18 protein-coding genes are annotated in these 16216 nt (G+C 62.1%); 9 read left to right on the top strand and 9 right to left on the bottom strand.

What is annotated here, in order from left to right; all coding sequences use genetic code 11:
• Positions 1-427: 427 nt before the first annotated feature.
• The 5 genes from GTP90_RS09035 to GTP90_RS09050 form a co-directional block, all read right to left on the bottom strand.
• Positions 428-1045 carry an SMI1/KNR4 family protein gene (locus GTP90_RS09035; RefSeq protein ID WP_175048029.1) on the bottom strand — a complete coding sequence of 206 codons (618 nt, stop codon included), beginning with the start codon at positions 1043-1045 and terminating at the stop codon, positions 428-430.
• Positions 1046-1093: 48 nt separating this feature from the next.
• Positions 1094-1537, bottom strand: coding sequence for a lysozyme inhibitor LprI family protein (locus GTP90_RS09040; protein WP_161083191.1), 444 nt, complete (start codon positions 1535-1537; stop codon positions 1094-1096).
• A gap of 107 nt (positions 1538-1644) precedes the next feature.
• Positions 1645-1863, bottom strand: coding sequence for a DUF7661 family protein (locus GTP90_RS37725; protein ID WP_443093306.1), 219 nt, complete (start codon positions 1861-1863; stop codon positions 1645-1647).
• Between the two features lie 21 nt (positions 1864-1884).
• Positions 1885-2307: an ExbD/TolR family protein gene (locus GTP90_RS09045; RefSeq protein ID WP_161083192.1), complete on the bottom strand. Its 423-nt coding sequence runs from the start codon at positions 2305-2307 to the stop codon at positions 1885-1887.
• A gap of 47 nt (positions 2308-2354) precedes the next feature.
• The gene (locus tag GTP90_RS09050; RefSeq protein ID WP_161083193.1) at positions 2355-2984 is read right to left on the bottom strand and encodes a LysE family translocator; all 630 of its coding nucleotides are present in this window, start codon (positions 2982-2984) and stop codon (positions 2355-2357) included.
• 160 nt (positions 2985-3144) lie between these two features.
• Between GTP90_RS09050 and GTP90_RS09055 the strand changes: the two genes are divergently transcribed.
• The 3 genes from GTP90_RS09055 (at position 3145) to GTP90_RS09065 (ending at position 8194) form a co-directional block, all read left to right on the top strand.
• Entirely contained in the window at positions 3145-6021 is a 2877-nt protein-coding gene (locus tag GTP90_RS09055; protein ID WP_254451786.1) for a hybrid sensor histidine kinase/response regulator, read from the top strand.
• Between the two features lie 86 nt (positions 6022-6107).
• Positions 6108-7487 carry an MFS transporter gene (locus GTP90_RS09060; protein ID WP_161083194.1) on the top strand — a complete coding sequence of 460 codons (1380 nt, stop codon included), beginning with the start codon at positions 6108-6110 and terminating at the stop codon, positions 7485-7487.
• A gap of 47 nt (positions 7488-7534) precedes the next feature.
• Complete coding sequence (locus GTP90_RS09065) at positions 7535-8194, top strand: class I SAM-dependent methyltransferase (RefSeq protein WP_161083195.1); 660 nt, start codon at positions 7535-7537, stop codon at positions 8192-8194.
• 1 nt (position 8195) lies between these two features.
• Here GTP90_RS09065 and GTP90_RS09070 read toward each other — a convergent pair whose 3' ends face one another.
• Entirely contained in the window at positions 8196-11321 is a 3126-nt protein-coding gene (locus GTP90_RS09070) for an NAD(P)-binding protein (protein WP_161083196.1), read from the bottom strand.
• A 121-nt stretch (positions 11322-11442) separates the two neighbouring features.
• Between GTP90_RS09070 and GTP90_RS09075 the strand changes: the two genes are divergently transcribed.
• Both GTP90_RS09075 and GTP90_RS09080 read left to right on the top strand, forming a co-directional pair.
• The gene (locus tag GTP90_RS09075) at positions 11443-12084 is read left to right on the top strand and encodes a phosphohydrolase (protein ID WP_161083197.1); all 642 of its coding nucleotides are present in this window, start codon (positions 11443-11445) and stop codon (positions 12082-12084) included.
• Positions 12085-12182: 98 nt separating this feature from the next.
• Positions 12183-12587: a hypothetical protein gene (locus tag GTP90_RS09080; protein ID WP_161083198.1), complete on the top strand. Its 405-nt coding sequence runs from the start codon at positions 12183-12185 to the stop codon at positions 12585-12587.
• Positions 12588-12601: 14 nt separating this feature from the next.
• Here the strand turns inward: GTP90_RS09080 and GTP90_RS09085 are convergent, their stop codons facing one another.
• Positions 12602-13054, bottom strand: a complete 453-nt coding sequence (locus tag GTP90_RS09085; protein ID WP_161083199.1) for a hypothetical protein — start codon at positions 13052-13054, stop codon at positions 12602-12604.
• 65 nt (positions 13055-13119) lie between these two features.
• On the bottom strand, positions 13120-13485 hold the full coding sequence (locus GTP90_RS09090) for a hypothetical protein (protein ID WP_161083200.1): 366 nt from the start codon (positions 13483-13485) through the stop codon (positions 13120-13122).
• 60 nt (positions 13486-13545) lie between these two features.
• On the opposite strand from GTP90_RS09090, the gene GTP90_RS09095 reads away from it, so the two are divergent.
• Together GTP90_RS09095 and GTP90_RS37300 are read left to right on the top strand one after the other, a co-directional pair.
• Positions 13546-14439: a PAS domain S-box protein gene (locus tag GTP90_RS09095; RefSeq protein WP_161083201.1), complete on the top strand. Its 894-nt coding sequence runs from the start codon at positions 13546-13548 to the stop codon at positions 14437-14439.
• Between the two features lie 55 nt (positions 14440-14494).
• Complete coding sequence (locus tag GTP90_RS37300) at positions 14495-14617, top strand: hypothetical protein (RefSeq protein ID WP_256369096.1); 123 nt, start codon at positions 14495-14497, stop codon at positions 14615-14617.
• A 78-nt stretch (positions 14618-14695) separates the two neighbouring features.
• Here GTP90_RS37300 and GTP90_RS09100 read toward each other — a convergent pair whose 3' ends face one another.
• A complete protein-coding gene (locus tag GTP90_RS09100) occupies positions 14696-14887 on the bottom strand; it encodes a hypothetical protein (protein WP_254451787.1) in 192 nt (63 codons plus the stop codon).
• A gap of 165 nt (positions 14888-15052) precedes the next feature.
• Here GTP90_RS09100 and GTP90_RS09105 point away from each other — a divergent pair, with 165 nt between their 5' ends.
• Both GTP90_RS09105 and GTP90_RS09110 read left to right on the top strand, forming a co-directional pair.
• Positions 15053-15631: a chromate transporter gene (locus GTP90_RS09105; RefSeq protein WP_161083202.1), complete on the top strand. Its 579-nt coding sequence runs from the start codon at positions 15053-15055 to the stop codon at positions 15629-15631.
• Positions 15628-16215: a chromate transporter gene (locus GTP90_RS09110; protein WP_161083203.1), complete on the top strand. Its 588-nt coding sequence runs from the start codon at positions 15628-15630 to the stop codon at positions 16213-16215. The genes GTP90_RS09105 and GTP90_RS09110 overlap by 4 nt, the downstream gene beginning before the upstream one ends.
• Position 16216 lies beyond the last annotated feature (1 nt).

Consider the following 16216-nt stretch of genomic DNA (forward strand, 5'->3'; position numbering starts at 1 on the left):
CCTACTCGCAGGACAGTCTCGATGAGGTGGCCAGAAGGCTGAACGAACGTCCCAGGAAGACGCTGCACTTCCAAACGCCGGCTCAGCAATTTGAAAGATGTGTTGCGATGACAGATTGAATCCGCAGCCGCGTGCAGTCAACTGGCCTATTTGGTACTGGCACGCCAGGAAAAGCCCGCCACCAGCCCAACTCCCAAGAGCAACAAGGATGCCATGCCCTTGCTTACAGCGAAAACGATTATTTGAAATCTGATGCTGTTTGCATAGAGGTCTGGGGCGGGGTTCAATCTTAACTCTTCCATCGTACTGTAGATATCTACACAGCCATAAATAAGCACGCCAAGAAGCCAAGTACAGAAGATGGCTAGTAAAATGAATTTTCGCTGCATTTCAAACCTTCTCGTCAATGCTAATCTGTCCGCAACTGTTAGGCGTAATCCACGTCAATGAGTCCACCAAAGTCTTCAGAGTAGACATAGTTACCTGCTATGACTGCATCGACATATTGTGTAAACCAAAGTTTGAAAGTACGTGCTTCAACCGACCTGGTGCCCATGTCATGCCACATTGTAATGATCTGTCCTTCCGTGCCGGCGAGGCCCGGTGCAAGGTCCAGACAGTAGTGATCGCCACCTCCGTTATGGGTAAACGGAATCCATTTTGCATTCCACCAGTCGTCTCTAACACCGGCTTGGGGTTCTGACTTGATTCCTTCAAAGTCGCCCGAGTCGAGCAAGTCCTTCCATACCATCCATTGTTCGATTATCGCAGTAGTTGAGAGAAACTCTGAGTTATCAAAAAGCCCGCCGGCACTGCCTTTTTGGCCATTGTGCATCTTCAAAAAATCCACAAAATCGGGCGGTAAACTAACGCCGAGTATCGCCTCCAAATTCTTTAGTTCATCATCTGTGGCGGGTGGACACAGGTCTTTTAATCCATCGGGCCAGTGCTCGCCAAGCCAAAGCTCAAAAGCCGCCCACGTGTCGGCTATGGAGGGAGAAGTAGCGGGTCGGCTTTTGAAAAATTTTGAGAAAAAGTTTGCCATAAAAAAGTTGATGCAGGGTTTCACAAATCAAACGGCGGGTTGTGGCCGTTATCCGCCGAATTCGCCATTGGCGATACGCCGCAAAAATTTAGTGCGTGCAATGGTCTCTTCTTGCAGACATCGAGAATCAAACTCAGAAACCGAAAGATTACTTCCGCCTTCAAGTCCACCAATTAGTGCGCAGTTTTCTTCTTTAAATTTCAGCCAAGCCCGCTGAGACTTACGAAGCTGTTCGCTGTTTTTTCTGATATCCCATTGGTCTTTTTCTGGGCGCACCACAAGGGCAGCCTTATATGCAATATTCAATTCATCATCAAGTTTTTTGTTCAACTGATTTATACATTGGACCTCAGACATATGGTCTGGAAAGCTCTTGTCGCATTCATCAGCGCCAAAAGAAAACCCCGGCACTAGCGAAGTAAGAAACATGGCGATGCACGACGCACGACGAATATGGTTTATTGGAAGAACGTCTCTTGGGGTTTGTCTCATAGGAGCAATTTCTGTACTTCTGAGGTTTTTAAAATCATTGAAAATGTCTCTGGCAGCTCTTGGCCGGTTACGGCCGCGTCGCATCCAGCTAATGGCAAGAGGCCGCCTCACCTCAACCGCACCGCGTCGCAGTTTCGGGGCGTCGCATTCTCATGATATAAATCCGCCAGATACTCACACAGATCATCTTCGGCGACGTCACTTGGCACTATGAAGTCTGCTGGCCTGCGCTTCCCATCGGCCCCAAGATAAAAAGCCCTCCAGCTCCCTTGTGAGCCGGTGATGGCGATAAGGGCGCCGAAAATATTAAATCTAAATTCTTTCACGGGTAGTAGTCCTCCGCAGAGTCAGGTTTCCAGAAGCTTCCCATCGACAAGGATGCGCACCCGTTCGCCCACAAAACCGACACGGTGGCTGCCGTAAATCGCCTTGCCGATAGCCTCGTAATGTGAGGATGTGTCTGCTTCGATCGAAACAGTCGCATCTGGATGGTCGGCGTAGATTTTTCCGAGAGCCTCGGCAACCTCATTTGTCGAAGCCAGCTTCGCCCCATTCAAATGCACGTACACACTATCCATAATCTTCAAAACAACTATTTCACTCACGATTACCACTCCAAACTTAATGTCCTGATAATGACATGAAAAAGTTGCAAGTGCAATTGCCGCCGCGAGAGGCAAAAAAAAGCCCGCGGCACAAAGAGGCGCGGGCGAAAGGTTTTCAAATCGGGAGAGACTTGAAAGAGCAAAGCCAGTATTGCAGCGCAACATTACGCCCTGATGACATACGGCGCTGCGAACATACTTTTTTTACTCTTTCAGCGGGACACGATCAGTTTCAGCCCCAAGCCGACGAAAATCGTGCCAGCCACACGGTCCATCCACGTGCCCGCGCCCGGATGGCGGTTGATCCACGCGCCCACCGCGCCGGAGAAATACCCCAGCAAGCCGAACAGGACCACGCCCTGCGCCGTGAACAACAAGCCCAGCTGCGCGGTCTGCCAGCTGGCGTCGCCCCGCTCGGCCACCACGAACTGCGGCAGGAACGACAGGAAGAACAGCACCACCTTGGGATTGACGGCGTTGGCAAACAAGCCCTTGACAAACAGCTTGCCCAAACTCTCGTCCGGCACGCCTGCGCCCTCGACACGCGCGCCGCCACGACTGCGCAGCGCGCCGATGCCCAGCCAGATCAGGTAGCCGCCACCCAGCAGCTTGAGCGCGCCGAACGCCAGCGGCGACGCCTTGATCAGGGCGCTCACGCCCAGCGTCGCCAGCAGCGTATGGCTCAGGCAGCCCAGCGCGCAGCCCAGGCCGAACATCATGCCCTGCCGCCTTCCGCGCGACATGCCGACGCTGAGCACCATCAAATTATCCGGGCCCGGCGATATCGTGATCAGCAAGGCGGCGCTGAGAAAGCCGATGAATTGTTCTGGGGAGATAAGCACGGTCGCGTTCCTGTGGTGCAAAGGCGCCATCTTACCCGCCTCGTCCGGCACGCGCCAAGTATCGTTACATGCCTTAAGTCAATTTTTGGATAAAACAATAAGTTCTCGTTTAAAATGGAAAAAACCCACCTTATCGAGACCGGCGGCCTTCGGAACACTAATGAGTAAAGCTTGCAAGATGTCTTACGGTCTGACGCGTGGCTTTTGGGTCGTGCTGCTGGCGATGCTGGCATGGTGGCAGTTGCCGCCCGCCGCCGCGGCGTCCGCCGAGACTTTGCCGGCCGCCATCAGCGTGAATACCGCAAGTATCGATCTAATGACGACAGGCAAGCTCTACCTGGACGAGGGCCAGCCCTTCCCGGTCGACGCCGCCGGCCTGCCCAAGCTGCTGGCGCGGCTCAAGCCCGCGTCCAAGGTCGATCTGCTGGGCGGCAGCTACTGGCTGTATGCCGAGCTGCGCAATGACAGCCACCAGCCCGCCTGGGTCATCGATCCCAACGACACGCTGATCGACATGGTCGACATCCAGGTGTTCGGCCCCGACGGCAGCGCACGCCAGATGCTGACCGGCTACCGCCAGCCCCATTCCTATCTGCTGCACTATGGTAAAGACGTCGACCTGCAACCCGGCCAGCGCTACCAGGTGCTGATCCGCTTCGCCAGCCCCTACTATGCGCGCACGCCGGTGATGTCCGTGCTGCCGCGCACGGCCTACCAGCAGCTGGTGGCGCGCGAGAACGTGCTCATCATCGGCTCCATCGGCGCGCTGCTGGCGCTCACGGTGTTCAACTTCTTCATCTATTCGATCACCCGCGACAACTCCTCGCTGTACTACTCGCTGTACGTGCTGTGCTATGCCGTCGCCTGGGGCATGACCTTCCACATGACGGCGGACCTGTTCGGCTGGCACAACCTGCAGTGGCATTACGTGCCCTTCTTCCTGCTGCCTGTGCTCAGCACCATGTTCTACACCAACTTCCTGCGGCTGCAGGACCACTCGCCGCTGCTGTACAAACTCAGCCGCATCAATATCGTGCTGCCGCTGCTGACGCTGCCGAGCTGCTTCTTCTACCTGAGCTACGCGCACACCATCGCCACCATCGTCATCTCGATCTGGATGACGATGGCGCTCACCACCGGCATCGTGGTCTGGCGGCGCGGCTATTATCCGGCGCGCTTCTTCGTGCTGGGCTTCGTGGCGCTGATGGTGCCTGGGCTGCTCATCCTGCCGGCCAATGTCGGCCTGATCCCGGCCATAGTCCCCAACGCCCAGCTGTTCACGCTGCTGGGCGGCACGCTGGACGGCGTGCTGCTGGCCTTCGCGCTGGCCGACCAGATCCGCCTGCTGCGCAACACGCTGGAGCAGCGCGTGCAGGAGCGCACCGCCCAGCTGACCGAGGCCAAGGAACACGCCGAAGTGGTCAGCCGCCACCGCATCGACTTCCTGTCGGCGATGAGCCACGACATCCGCACGCCGCTGGCCGGCGTGATCGGCATGATCAAGTTCGCCATGCGCGACCAGTCGGTGCGCGGCCGCACCGAGGAATACCTGCGCATCGGCCTGCAGAACAGCGAATCGCTGCTGGCCATCCTCAACGATATTCTGGACTTCTCCAAGATCGACGCCGGCCGCCTGTCCATCGAGACGGTGGACTTCGACCTGATCGCGCTGGTGGACGACGCCATCGGCATCCTGCAAGGCCAGGCCGACGCCAAGAGCCTGCTGCTGCGCTGCGACCTGGCGCTGGACATGCCGCGCTACGTGCGCGGCGATCCGACCCGCCTGCGCCAGATCCTGCTTAACCTGCTGGGCAACGCCATCAAGTTCACCGACCGCGGCGAAGTGCGGCTGGACGCCTCGGCCTTGATGACGGTTGACGGCCGCACCAGCGTCAGCTTCGACATCAGCGACACCGGCCCCGGCATCCCGGCCGAGACCCTGCCCCGCCTGTTCCAGAAGTTCGAGCAGGCCGACCACTCGACCACGCGCCGCTACGGCGGCACCGGCCTCGGTCTGGCGATCTGCAAGGAGCTGGTCGAACTGATGGGCGGCTCCATCGCCGCCGAGAGCCGCGTCGGCGTCGGTTCCACCTTCAGCTTCACGCTGCCGCTGGCCTTGGGCGCCGTGCCGGAGATCGATCCTTCCAGCCTCCCGCGCAAGGAGCACCACGCCTACCGCCTGCGCGTGCTGTGCGCCGAGGACGTGCGCACCAACCAGATCATCGTCAGCACGCTGCTGGAGAACATGGGGCACGACATCCGCGTGGTGGAAAACGGCTTGCAGGCACTGCACGCGCTGAGTACCGCCGCCTACGACCTGGTGCTGATGGATGGCCGCATGCCGATGATGGACGGCGAACAGGCAGCGCGCCTGATCCGCAGTGGCGGCAGCGAGGACTACCGCGTGCTCGATCCCGGCATCCCGATCATCGCGCTGACCGCGAACGCCAGCGACCATGACCGCGCGCGCTACCTGGCGGTCGGCATGGACGGCTTCCTCAGCAAGCCGGTCGACGAGCGCCTGCTGTACGACCAGATCGAAAAGACCATCGCCCAGCACCTGAGCCGCGGCCGGCCGCTGCGCCCCACCGATGCGGCGCGGCTCGCGGCCTCGCGCGCCGAATCGCTGGACGAGCAGTTCGGCGTGGCGCCCGCCGTCGAGAAGCGCATCGATCCGTCCACGGTGCAGATCATGCCGCTGGCCGGGCTGTCGCACTCGCACATGCAGCGCATCACCCAGGCCTTCCTGGACGAGGCGCCGCGCCGTCTGGACACGGCGCGCGCCGCCGTGGCGGCCGGTAACGCCCACGCCGCGGCGGCGGCGATCCATGCGCTCAAGGGCAGCGCTGGTTATCTGAGCTCGACCCACCTGCACACGCTGTGCCACGAAATGGAGGCGGCGGCAGCCGCCGGCGACCTGGATGAAGTGACCCAGCGCCTGCCTGGCGTGGCGGCCACGCTGGACCAGGCCTGCAACGATCTGCGCCGCGCCGCCAGCGACGACGTCGATATCTCGCAGCCCGCATCGACCATCTGATCCCGTGCCGCCGGCCAGGTGGCTGCAATTGCCGGCGTTTTGCGCCACAATGACGGGCTCCATCATCTCATCCACAGGAATCGTTCATGTCCGCTACGTTCAGCGCCGACGCCACCCTGGCCGCGCGCGACGGCCTGCCGCCCGATGCGCGGCGCTGGGCCATGCTGTCGGTCGCCATTGGCGTCAGCATGGCCTCGCTGGACACGGCCATCGCCAACACCGCCCTGCCCGCGATGGCCGCCCAGCTGCACGCAACGCCGGCCGCCTCGGTCTGGATCGTCAACGTCTACCAGTTGGCCATGGTCGCCACCTTGCTGCCATTCGCCGCGCAGGGCGAAGTGGCCGGCTACCGGCGCGTGTGCCTGTTCGGGCTCGCGCTGTTCACCGCGTCCTCGCTGGCCTGCGCGCTGGCCTGGTCGCTGCCCTCGCTGGTCGCCGCGCGGCTGCTGCAGGGCGTCGGTGGCGCGGCCTTGATGAGCGTGAACACCGCCATGCTGCGGGCGATCTTCCCCGCCAAGCTGCTGGGGCGCGGCTATGGCTACAACTCGCTGGTGGTCGGCATTTCGTTTGCGGTCGGGCCGACGGTGGCGTCGCTGATCCTGGCGGCGGCATCCTGGCCATGGCTGTTCGCGGTCAACGTGCCTTTGGGGCTGTTCGCCATCCTGCTTGGCCGGCGCGCGCTGCCGCATACGCCGCGCGCCGCGCACAAGATCGACCTCACGACGGCGGTCTACAACGCCTTCGCCTTCGGTATGCTGATCCTCACCTTCGGCGACGCCGCCCACCAGGCAAGCTGGCGCAGGCTGCTGCCGGAAGCCGCCGCCACGCTGGTGTTCTTCGCGCTGCTGCTACGGCGCCAGCACGGCCACACGGCGCCAATGCTGCCGGTCGACCTGTTCCGCCGGCCGCTGTTCGCATTGTCCGCGCTGACGGCCGCCTGCACCTTCGCCGCGCAAAGCATGGCCTTCGTCTCGCTGCCGTTCTATTTTGAATCCACGCTGGGCCGCTCGCCGATCGAGACCGGCTTCCTGATGACGCCCTGGGCGGCGCTGGTGGCGGTGATGGCGCCCATCGCAGGCCGCCTGAGCGACCGCTACGCGCCCGGCGCGCTGGGCGGCATCGGCTTGGTGATGCTGTCTTCCGGCCTGGTGACCCTGCTGCTGATGCCGGCGCAGCCGTCGGTGCTGGACATCTGCTGGCGCATGGCCTGGTGCGGCATCGGCTTCGGCTTCTTCCAGGCGCCCAACCTGAAAGCGATCATGGGCAGCGCACCGCCGGAGCGCGCGGGCGGCGCCAGCGGCATCGTCGCCACCGCCCGGCTGACCGGACAGGCCACCGGCGCGGCGCTGGTGGCCTATTGCTTCATGCTCTCGGCCTCGCACGGCACCCGCTACGCACTGGCGCTGGCCGCGACGTTTGCCGCCGTCGCCAGCGTCGCCAGCTTCGCACGGCTAGCAGTGCGCTAGCCTGGGTGACGCTGTTACACTCGCTCCAACCATCCAGGAGACGCCATATGTCCAACCGCACACTCAACCTCACCGATCCGCTGTACGACTACGTGCTGGCGCATTCGCTGCGCGAGCATCCGGCGCAAGCCGCGCTGCGCGACGCCACGCGCGGCCATGAGCGCGCCACCATGCAGATCGCGCCCGAGCAGGGCCAGTTCATGGCCATGCTGGTCAAGCTGACCGGCGCCCGCAACACCATCGAGATCGGCGTGTTCACCGGTTACAGCGCGCTGTCGGTTGCGCTGGCGCTGCCGGCCGACGGCCGCATCCTGGCCTGCGACATCAGCGACGAGTACACCCGCATCGGCAAGCCTTTCTGGGCGCAGGCCGGCGTGACCGACAAGATCGACCTCCAACTCGGCCCCGCACTGGCCACGCTGGACGCGCACCTGCAGGCCGGCGAGGCGAATCACTACGACTTCGCCTTCATCGACGCGGACAAGGTCAACTACGACGGCTACTACGAACGCTGCCTGCGGCTGGTGCGTCCGGGAGGCCTGATCGTGATCGACAACACGCTGTGGAGCGGCCGCGTCGCCGAACGCGCCGACAGCGACGACACCGCCGCGCTGCAGGCGCTCAACATCAAGCTGCACCACGACGAGCGCGTCGACCTGTCGCTGCTGCCGCTGGGCGACGGCCTGACGCTGGCGCGCAAACGCTGACCTAAAAGTCGGTCTCGCCCTCGATGACGGCCGGGTGGCCGCTCATCGCGCGCGAGGCCTGCATGCCGGCCATCACCGCCGCCTCCACGCAGCCGGCGTTCAAGCCGGTCTTGATCCAGTCGCCCGCCAGGTACAGGTTGGAGAAGCCCGATTGGTCGGTCTGCAAACGGTACTTGGTGCTGTTCACCACCGACATCACGTAGCGCTCCGACGGATCGACGTTGGCGCGCCAGTACTGGCTGTCAAAGCGCGCCACGCCGGTCGCTTCGCTGCCGTCCACCAGCCATTGCCAAGGAAACGCACCGGCCGGTCCGGCCGCCGACCACAGCGAGGCTATCCTCTTGCTCAACTGTTCGACCGCGCCCTCCTTCGCCTTCGCCGCCATCAGCGCCGGGAAGCCGGTCTCGCTCGCTGGCGGATAGCTCTCCACCGGCAGCGCGCTGCAGAAGTAGGACACGTTGCGCGGATTGAGCGCGGGCGGCCAGTCCTCGCGGCACAGCAACTGGTCCATTGGCGCCCAGGTGTCATAGGGTTCGCCGAAGCCGCTCAGCACCGGCTGCTGGCCGCCGGGCTGATAGTCCCACCCCATCTGCGTCAGGTCCTTGTCCAGCCAGACCTGGTAGGCCTGCGTGGCCACCGTCCGCACCTGCTCATACGTGGTGTTGAGCGCCGGGCTTTGCGCCAGCAATTGCGGGCACAAAGGCTTGAGCGAGGCGATCGAGATGCCGAACACCACCTGGTCGAAATCGACGCCGCGCTTGAGCGTCAGCACCGGCAGCTCCTTGTCGAACTGCTGATGATATATTTTTGCCCAGTCGCTCCACCACGATTCCAGGTTGACGCCGTGCTCCTGCAGCAGCGCGGCCTGCGCCGGATCGATCTGGCCATAGTTAGGGGTGCTGGGCCAGCAGGCCAGGCCCTTGACGTCCACCAGCGGATCGTAGTCCGCGCCCTTCAGCGCCACCTGCTGCGTCATGCGGATGCTGCCGATCTGGCGGCCGTCCGGCACCAGCTCCTCGACCTTGTGGAAGAACTTGAACTTGACGCCGCGCGCCAGCAAGGCCTGGTACATCGGCGTGAACACCGTGTCGCCCATCCCCGCCTGCATCTTGAACATGATGCCGCCCTTGTAGGCCAGGCCGATGCGGGCCATCGCCCGCAGCAGCGTGCCGGCTTCGATATTCGGCTTGCCGAAGTCGCCGCCCTCGTAGGCGAACACCAGGTCGTAGAAGCCGCGTACCGGCGCCGAGTCCACGCACAGCTCCTCGTCGCCGCCGTGGTTGCGCAGCCACTGGCGGAAATCGACATCGTTGATGACGTCGAAGCCGTTGCGGATCACGCCGTCCTCGAACACGCCCTTCATCACCGTCACACCCAAGTCCACGCAGATGAACAGGCGGCGGATATCGTCGTTGGTGTCGCTGTCGGCCTGGTCGATCAGCTTGCGGTAGCGCGCGTGCAGCCGCTGGCGCACGCCCACCAGCGCGCCGGCCAGCGCCAGATGCTCGCCCGCCGTGTGCCGCGCCACATCGGCCGACATGTTGACCACCATGCCGTACAAGGCGCTGCCCAGCAGCGACATATCCTCCAGCAGCTCATGCGCCGACGACGTCACGCCTTCGGCCAAGTGATACAGCCAGTCCGGCAGCAGGCCGGTGTGGGGCGGGTGCGGAGGCAGTTCCAGTTCGCGGGTCAGCTTGTCCATGCTCTTGATCCACTGTTCGATCCAGCCGACCATCGCCACCGCCAGCTGCCATAACGTGATCTGCTCATTGCCCTCGCCCGGCTCGCCCGGCAGCGTCGGGAAGACGATGGACCAGTTGCGCCACTGGTCGCCGACCTGCTCCGACAGCGCCACGTAGTCGTGCTGTTTGAAGGCGTCGCGCCAGGTCGCCAGCGGCGCGCCGGCCGGGCGGTCAAGGCTGGCGTATGCGGCCTTGATCATCTTGAACGCGTTGGAATAGAAGCCGAACCAGATGTGCAGGCCGTGTTCCTCGATGCGCTGGCCGTATTGTGCGTTGCGTCCACTGGCGCCCTTGCCGCCCAGGCGCCAGCCCTGCTGGTAGACGGTGATCTCGTAGTTGTTTTGCCAGCCCGGCTGGTCGCTCAGGTAGTAGGCCGCCGTCATCGAACCGACGCCACCACCGAGGATGGCGATCTTCTGCGGCGCGATCGAGGAATTGTCGACCAGCTCCTCGCCCGGCTGCGCGGTGAAGTCGAAATCCAGCTTGTACGGCAGGATGGCCGCTTGCGGCCCCAGTTGCAGGCCTAGCGTCTCGTTGAGCGGGAAGCTGTCAAAGGCGTGCAGCACGCATTGGTATTCGTAGCCCAGCAGTTTGCCGCTGTGGATCTTGTCGATGGTGGCCGGCGCCGCCAGGATAGCCTGGTACACGGCCTTCAGGCCGGCGCTGTCCGGGAACTGCTTGAGGAAGACCTGGTCGATGCGCGGATTGCGCAGCAGCGAAATAATGTCGTCCCATCCCGCCACGTCCAGGTTGAAGAAATCGGGGATGGACAGGAACAGTTCTATCGCCTGATCGATCAGATCCAGCACGCTGGCGATGGGCTTCTCGATGCCAGTCTTGCGCGTCGCCGTCACGTCCAGCAGCGGATGCATGGCGATCCTGGTCTCGGGCGAAAACACCTGGAAGCCCTTGGCCGCGACCGAGCAGCGCAGCGGTTCGGCGTCCGCCGCCGGGATCTCGTACTCGCACAGGTACTTGGGATAGCCGAACAGCTCACGGCCGTTAATCAGCGCCATCGCGTCGTCGACGAAGATGTGCGCGGGGTAGTAGTAGATGTGGGCCAGCTTGCCCTCGTCGTCCATGGCGCCGACCATGATCCAGGTGACGATGTCGATCTCCGTGATCCAGCCCTTGGCATGGTCGACCGCGACCGCCGAATCGGCGTGGTTGACGCGCGTGAACGTCAGCAGCACATACGGCGAGATCGCATTGAAGCGCATGCGCTGGCCGGCAACCTGGTTCAGGGTGTCGTCCAGCGTGGCCTGGAGCTTGGCCAGGTCGCCCTTGACGAAAAAGCCGTACATCTCGGAGTTTTTCAATTGCAGCGGCGAGTGCATCATCACCGAGCCGCCCTGGTAGATATATGAAGGCCTGGTCGCCATAAGCTATTCCATCACGAAGTCAAGATCCGTCCAGTGTATTGCAAATCCGCCACTGCTTACCAAAAAATAATTGTTGGCTTGGGTGTAGGATGTAGCCTGAACCACAGATCAGGAAAGCCGCATGGGCCGCAATCGTCAGGAAGACCGCGCGTGGGTGCGCATGCCGTCGGAGCGCCGGCTGGACTTGCTCGATCCCACGCCGTTCGACTGGGAGGACAGCGACCTGGCGCTCGGCCTGGCGCGCACCTATCGCTGGGGTGGGCATTCGGCGTGGCCGTTGCCGCTGTCGGTGGCCCAGCATTCGCTGACGGTGATGCATCTGCGCGCAGCGGCCTGCACCGCGGTGGGGCTGGAGCTGCCGCCGCTGGCGGCGCTGCGCGAACTGCTGCACGACGCGGAGGAAGGCTTGCTGGGCTTCGATTGCGTCTCGCCGCTCAAGCCCTTCCTCGGCGAGGGTTTCAAGGCACTGACGGTGCGGCTGGAAAGCGCGGTGTTCCTGCGCTATGGCCTGCAACGCTGGACGCCGAAAGAACATGCGGCCCACAAGATGGCCGACCGCCTGGCCGCCGCCAGCGAGGCGGTGCATGTGGTGGGCTGGTCGGCGAAGGAGGTGCTGCACACACTGAAGATCACCGTGCCGCCGCTGAACGACGACCCACTGCAGGCGATCTACGGCGGCACCGCCTGGGAGCCATGGAAACCGGCGGTCGCCAGCGCGCGTTTCCTGGCGGAGCTTGACCGGCTAAAAGCCCTCAGTGCCTAGCAGGCGCACTGCAAGACAGCGGCACTGCACTTTTAGCGCATAGGCAATCGCCTTGCCGATGGGTACACTGGTGCTTCAAGCTAACTCAGGAGAAACTCATGGCTTTACCGGACAACGAACTGGCCAACAACGCCAAATTGACAGCGCTGGCGCACGTGCTGCGCGACCTGCACAAGCAGCTGATTCATGTGGAGACGCAGTATTTTGGCGCGGTCGGCAGTCCGCTGGAGCATTTGCAGCTGGTGGCCAACCACCCGCATTTCGCCTGGCTGCAAAAGCTGTCCGGCCTGATGACGCAGATGGATGAGCGGCTTGATGAGCCGGAGCCGGTCACGGCGGCCGAAGCCGTCGCCTACCGCCAGGCGATCGAGGCGCTGATCGGCCCGTCCGAAAACGGCGACGCGGAATTCCGTGCCAAGTACAACACGCTGCTGCACGACGGCACCGAGATCGTCATGGCGCATGGCGCCGTGCGCAAGCTGCTGGCCGGGATTACCGGCTGATTACGCCACTCCGCCTATTGCCGAAACAGGACGGACAGTTTGGCGTCCGATTTCTTGCCGCAGCTGCCGCGCAATTGCGCGTCGGTCAGCTCGTCGTCGAACGACACCTGTTGCAACGTGCCCTTCAGGGGCAGTGTCAGCGTGACCGTATCGTCGTAGAACATCAATATCTGCGGCAGGGCCTTGCCCTTGCCATCCTCGGGATTGAAGACATCCAGCACCACCTTGCCGCCCTTCTCTTCAAAACCAGCAGTCGCACGCCCCACCACCTTGAGACGGCAACCGGCGGCCTGCTGTTCGTACACATAGTCGAACGACGGCACGCCTTTGCCATCCACCTTCCATTGACTGAGCTTGAGGGTATGCTCAATGCCGGCCCGCTTGGCGGTGAACGAAGGCGCGCCGTCGAAAGCCTGGCTCAGGCTGGAGCACAGTAGCAGTGCGGCGAAAATTACTTTGTTATGCATGCCGAAATCCCGGAAAACCATATACGGGCCGGAATGTTATCACGAAGATAAAGTTAATACTGTTTTCACTTCCGCTTCCCACCGCGCTGCTGGAGCTGCACACGCTGGCGGCAGCGGCGGCAGGTCTGACCCAATTCCTGAGAAAACGCCGATAAGTCGCCGTACTTAAAGCGCTTTTTACAGATATCCACATCAACTGTGGATAAGGTTGTGAATAACCGCCACTTGACAGCCGAGAACGCCTTTAACGGCGCGGGTTTTAATAAAATGCTTAATCCACAGGCATTATTTTTACCTAATAAAATCAGATACTTACGCCGACGAAGATTCAGACGCCAATCGCTTTCCAGCACGCTTGAAAAATATTTTTTTGTGCATAAGTAGGGATAGCGCGCACGCGCCGGGGAATCCTTTGACAAAAGTGCTGGCAAGGAATAGTGTCACTGTGAAGGTCCGCAATTCCCTTCTTCGACCTCTCGCGGGATTGACGCATGAACCAGAACGACGACACCGATTGGATGATAGAGGATGAAGCACCGCCGGCAAGCCAGCCCCAGGCAGGCAAGCCAGGCACCGCGCCGGCCCCCTGGCGGGTACTGATCGTCGATGACGACGTCGATGTCCATGTGGTCACCAAATTCTCATTGAGCAACGTCTGCTTCCAGGGCCGGCGGCTGAGCTTCCTGCATGCCTACAGCGGCGAGGAAGCGCTGACCACGCTGCGCACCACGCCCGACATCGCGCTGGTGCTGCTGGACGTGATCATGGAAACCAGCGACGCCGGCCTGAACGTGGCCCGCCACATCCGCGACACCCTGCACAACAACCTGGTACGCATCGTGCTGCGCACCGGCCAGCCGGGACAGGCGCTGGAACACAGCATCATCCTCGACTACGACATCAATGATTTCTGGTGCAAGACTGACCTGACCACGCGCAAACTGTTCACCACGGTGATCTCGTCGCTGCGGGCCTATTCCGGGCTGGAGCAGGCGCACCGGCAAGCGCAGGCGCTGCAACAGGAGCTGGACCAGGCCAGGGCTTTGCTGGCGGCGGTGGACCAGCATGCGGTGATCGTCACGCTGGACGAGCGTGGCAAGATCGTCACGGTCAATGACAAATTCTGCACCGTGTTCCAGTACAGCCGCGAGGAATTGCAGGGCGCGGACCCGCGCCTGCTGCATGCGCCGCCCTACCCGCCGGACCAGCTGACCGACGCGCTGCAAGCGCTGAAGGAAGGCGAAGCGTGGACCGACGTGGTCAGCGCCTGGCGCCGCGACGGCCAGGAAGTGCGGCTGCGCGCCACCGTGACGGCCAGCGCCGAGTTGCCGCGCCGCTACATTGTTGTCGCGAGCGTCCTGCAGGCGCTCAAAAAACCGTTGTAAGTAGCGGATTGTTATAGCACTTTCGAGGATATCCACAGACGCTGTGGATATCTATGTGGATATCACCCTCTTGACACCGCAGGGAGGCTTTACCTATGCGGTTTTCAACAAACTGCCCATCCAAGAGGCAATTTCAAACCCCTTAGAAATCAATGACTTGGAAGCCAGCGCATTGTGACAAGAAATCGTTTTGAAAAAAAATCTTGTCAACATGGTTTGTGTATAAGTAAACCAGAAACCGGCGTGCGCGGCGGCCTCAATGTGGGGCTTCTCGGCGCTGTTCGGGGTGTAATAGCACCCGTTCGATCACCCGTGGATCCACGTTATGGGATTTCATGTATTCGATCGCGCAGACCGTGTTGAAGCTGGACTGCACCTGAATGCCGCGATTGACCGCAGCACTGCATTGCTCGTCACTGCGTTGCTGTAAAAGCGAAACGTTCATCATGATCCTTAGCAAAGGTTGGTGGCGGGGACTCTGATCTGCGTCATGCTAAGGGAGTATGGCCGACAGTGAAGCAAAGTCAATGTCAGCTTCCTATCAATCCTGAATTAATATTCATCCCGCTGCGGGGCTAATGGACAGGCGGCAATACCGGCGCGATAATAAGCCATGCCTATCGATCCGCCCCGCCCCCGCCCCAAGTCGCTACTTGATCTATTCGTCTCTTTCACCATCCTGGCGCTGCAGGGATTCGGCGGCGTGCTGGCCGTGGTGCAACGCGAACTGGTGGAACGCAAGCGCTGGCTGACCCAGGAGGAATTCGTCGAGGAATGGGCGGTTGCCCAGATCATGCCCGGCCCCAATGTGGTCAACCTGGCGTTGATGATCGGCAGCCGCTACTACGGCTTGCGCGGCGGCATGGTCGCCCTGGCCGGCATGCTCACGCTGCCGCTGCTGCTGGTCCTGGGACTGGCCATGCTGCACTCCCATTTTGCCAACCATCCCGGTGTGACCGGCGCGCTGCGCGGCATGGCGGCGGTCTCGGCCGGCATGATCGCCGCCACCGGCCTCAAGCTCGCTTCCGCGCTCGGCAGGCATCCGCTGCCGCAGTGGTTGAACGCCGCCATTGCGCTGCTGTGCGTGGTGTTCGTGGTGGCGCTGCGTCTGCCACTGGCCTATACCCTGCTCATCCTGGGCAGCATCGGCGTCACCCTCACCTATCGGAAAATGAAGGGACGCCAGCCGTGAACGACGCCCCCCTGCAACTGGTACTGAGCCTGGCCGACTGGGTCAACCTGTTCGCCCACTATATGTTGCTGTCGCTGATGTCGATCGGCGGCGCGATCTCCACCACCTCCGAAATGCACCGCTTTCTGGTCGAGGAGCACCACTGGCTGACGCAATCCCAGTTCAACGATTCGATCGCCATCGCCCAGGCGGCGCCGGGGCCGAACGTGTTGTTCGTGGCCTTGATGGGCTGGAACGTCGGCCTGAACGCAGGCAGCTACGCGGCGGCGCTGGCCGGCGTGCTGGTGACGATGGTGGGGATTATGCTGCCGAGCACCACGCTGACCTATCTGGCGGCGCGCTGGGGCCATCAGAACCGGGACTTGCTGGGCGTGCGCGCCTTCAAGCAGGGCATGGCGCCGGTGGTGGTGGGATTGATGGTGTCGGTCGGGATCATACTGGGCAGCGCCCACCGCGACTGGACCACCGACTGGCCCTTGTGGACGCTGTCGGTGGCTGCCGGCCTGGTGATCTGGCGCACCCGCATCCACCTGCTGTGGATACTGGCAGGCGGTGCGGTGCTGGGCTGGTTCCAGCTGGTGTGAC

It is taken from the genome of Duganella vulcania (assembly GCF_009857655.1).
Lineage (GTDB): Bacteria > Pseudomonadota > Gammaproteobacteria > Burkholderiales > Burkholderiaceae_D > Rugamonas > Rugamonas vulcania.

Excerpts from the sequence above, each read along its gene's own strand:
- GTP90_RS09035 (WP_175048029.1), bottom strand. The coding sequence starts at position 1,045 with ATGGCAAACTTTTTCTCAAAATTTTTCAAAAGCCGACCCGCTACTTCT.
- GTP90_RS09040 (WP_161083191.1), bottom strand. The coding sequence starts at position 1,537 with ATGAGACAAACCCCAAGAGACGTTCTTCCAATAAACCATATTCGTCGT.
- GTP90_RS09045 (WP_161083192.1), bottom strand. The coding sequence starts at position 2,307 with ATGTTGCGCTGCAATACTGGCTTTGCTCTTTCAAGTCTCTCCCGATTT.
- GTP90_RS09055 (WP_254451786.1), top strand. The coding sequence starts at position 3,145 with ATGAGTAAAGCTTGCAAGATGTCTTACGGTCTGACGCGTGGCTTTTGG.
- GTP90_RS09060 (WP_161083194.1), top strand. The coding sequence starts at position 6,108 with ATGTCCGCTACGTTCAGCGCCGACGCCACCCTGGCCGCGCGCGACGGC.
- GTP90_RS09065 (WP_161083195.1), top strand. The coding sequence starts at position 7,535 with ATGTCCAACCGCACACTCAACCTCACCGATCCGCTGTACGACTACGTG.
- GTP90_RS09070 (WP_161083196.1), bottom strand. The coding sequence starts at position 11,321 with ATGGCGACCAGGCCTTCATATATCTACCAGGGCGGCTCGGTGATGATG.
- GTP90_RS09075 (WP_161083197.1), top strand. The coding sequence starts at position 11,443 with ATGGGCCGCAATCGTCAGGAAGACCGCGCGTGGGTGCGCATGCCGTCG.
- GTP90_RS09080 (WP_161083198.1), top strand. The coding sequence starts at position 12,183 with ATGGCTTTACCGGACAACGAACTGGCCAACAACGCCAAATTGACAGCG.
- GTP90_RS09085 (WP_161083199.1), bottom strand. The coding sequence starts at position 13,054 with ATGCATAACAAAGTAATTTTCGCCGCACTGCTACTGTGCTCCAGCCTG.
- GTP90_RS09095 (WP_161083201.1), top strand. The coding sequence starts at position 13,546 with ATGAACCAGAACGACGACACCGATTGGATGATAGAGGATGAAGCACCG.
- GTP90_RS09100 (WP_254451787.1), bottom strand. The coding sequence starts at position 14,887 with ATGATGAACGTTTCGCTTTTACAGCAACGCAGTGACGAGCAATGCAGT.
- GTP90_RS09105 (WP_161083202.1), top strand. The coding sequence starts at position 15,053 with ATGCCTATCGATCCGCCCCGCCCCCGCCCCAAGTCGCTACTTGATCTA.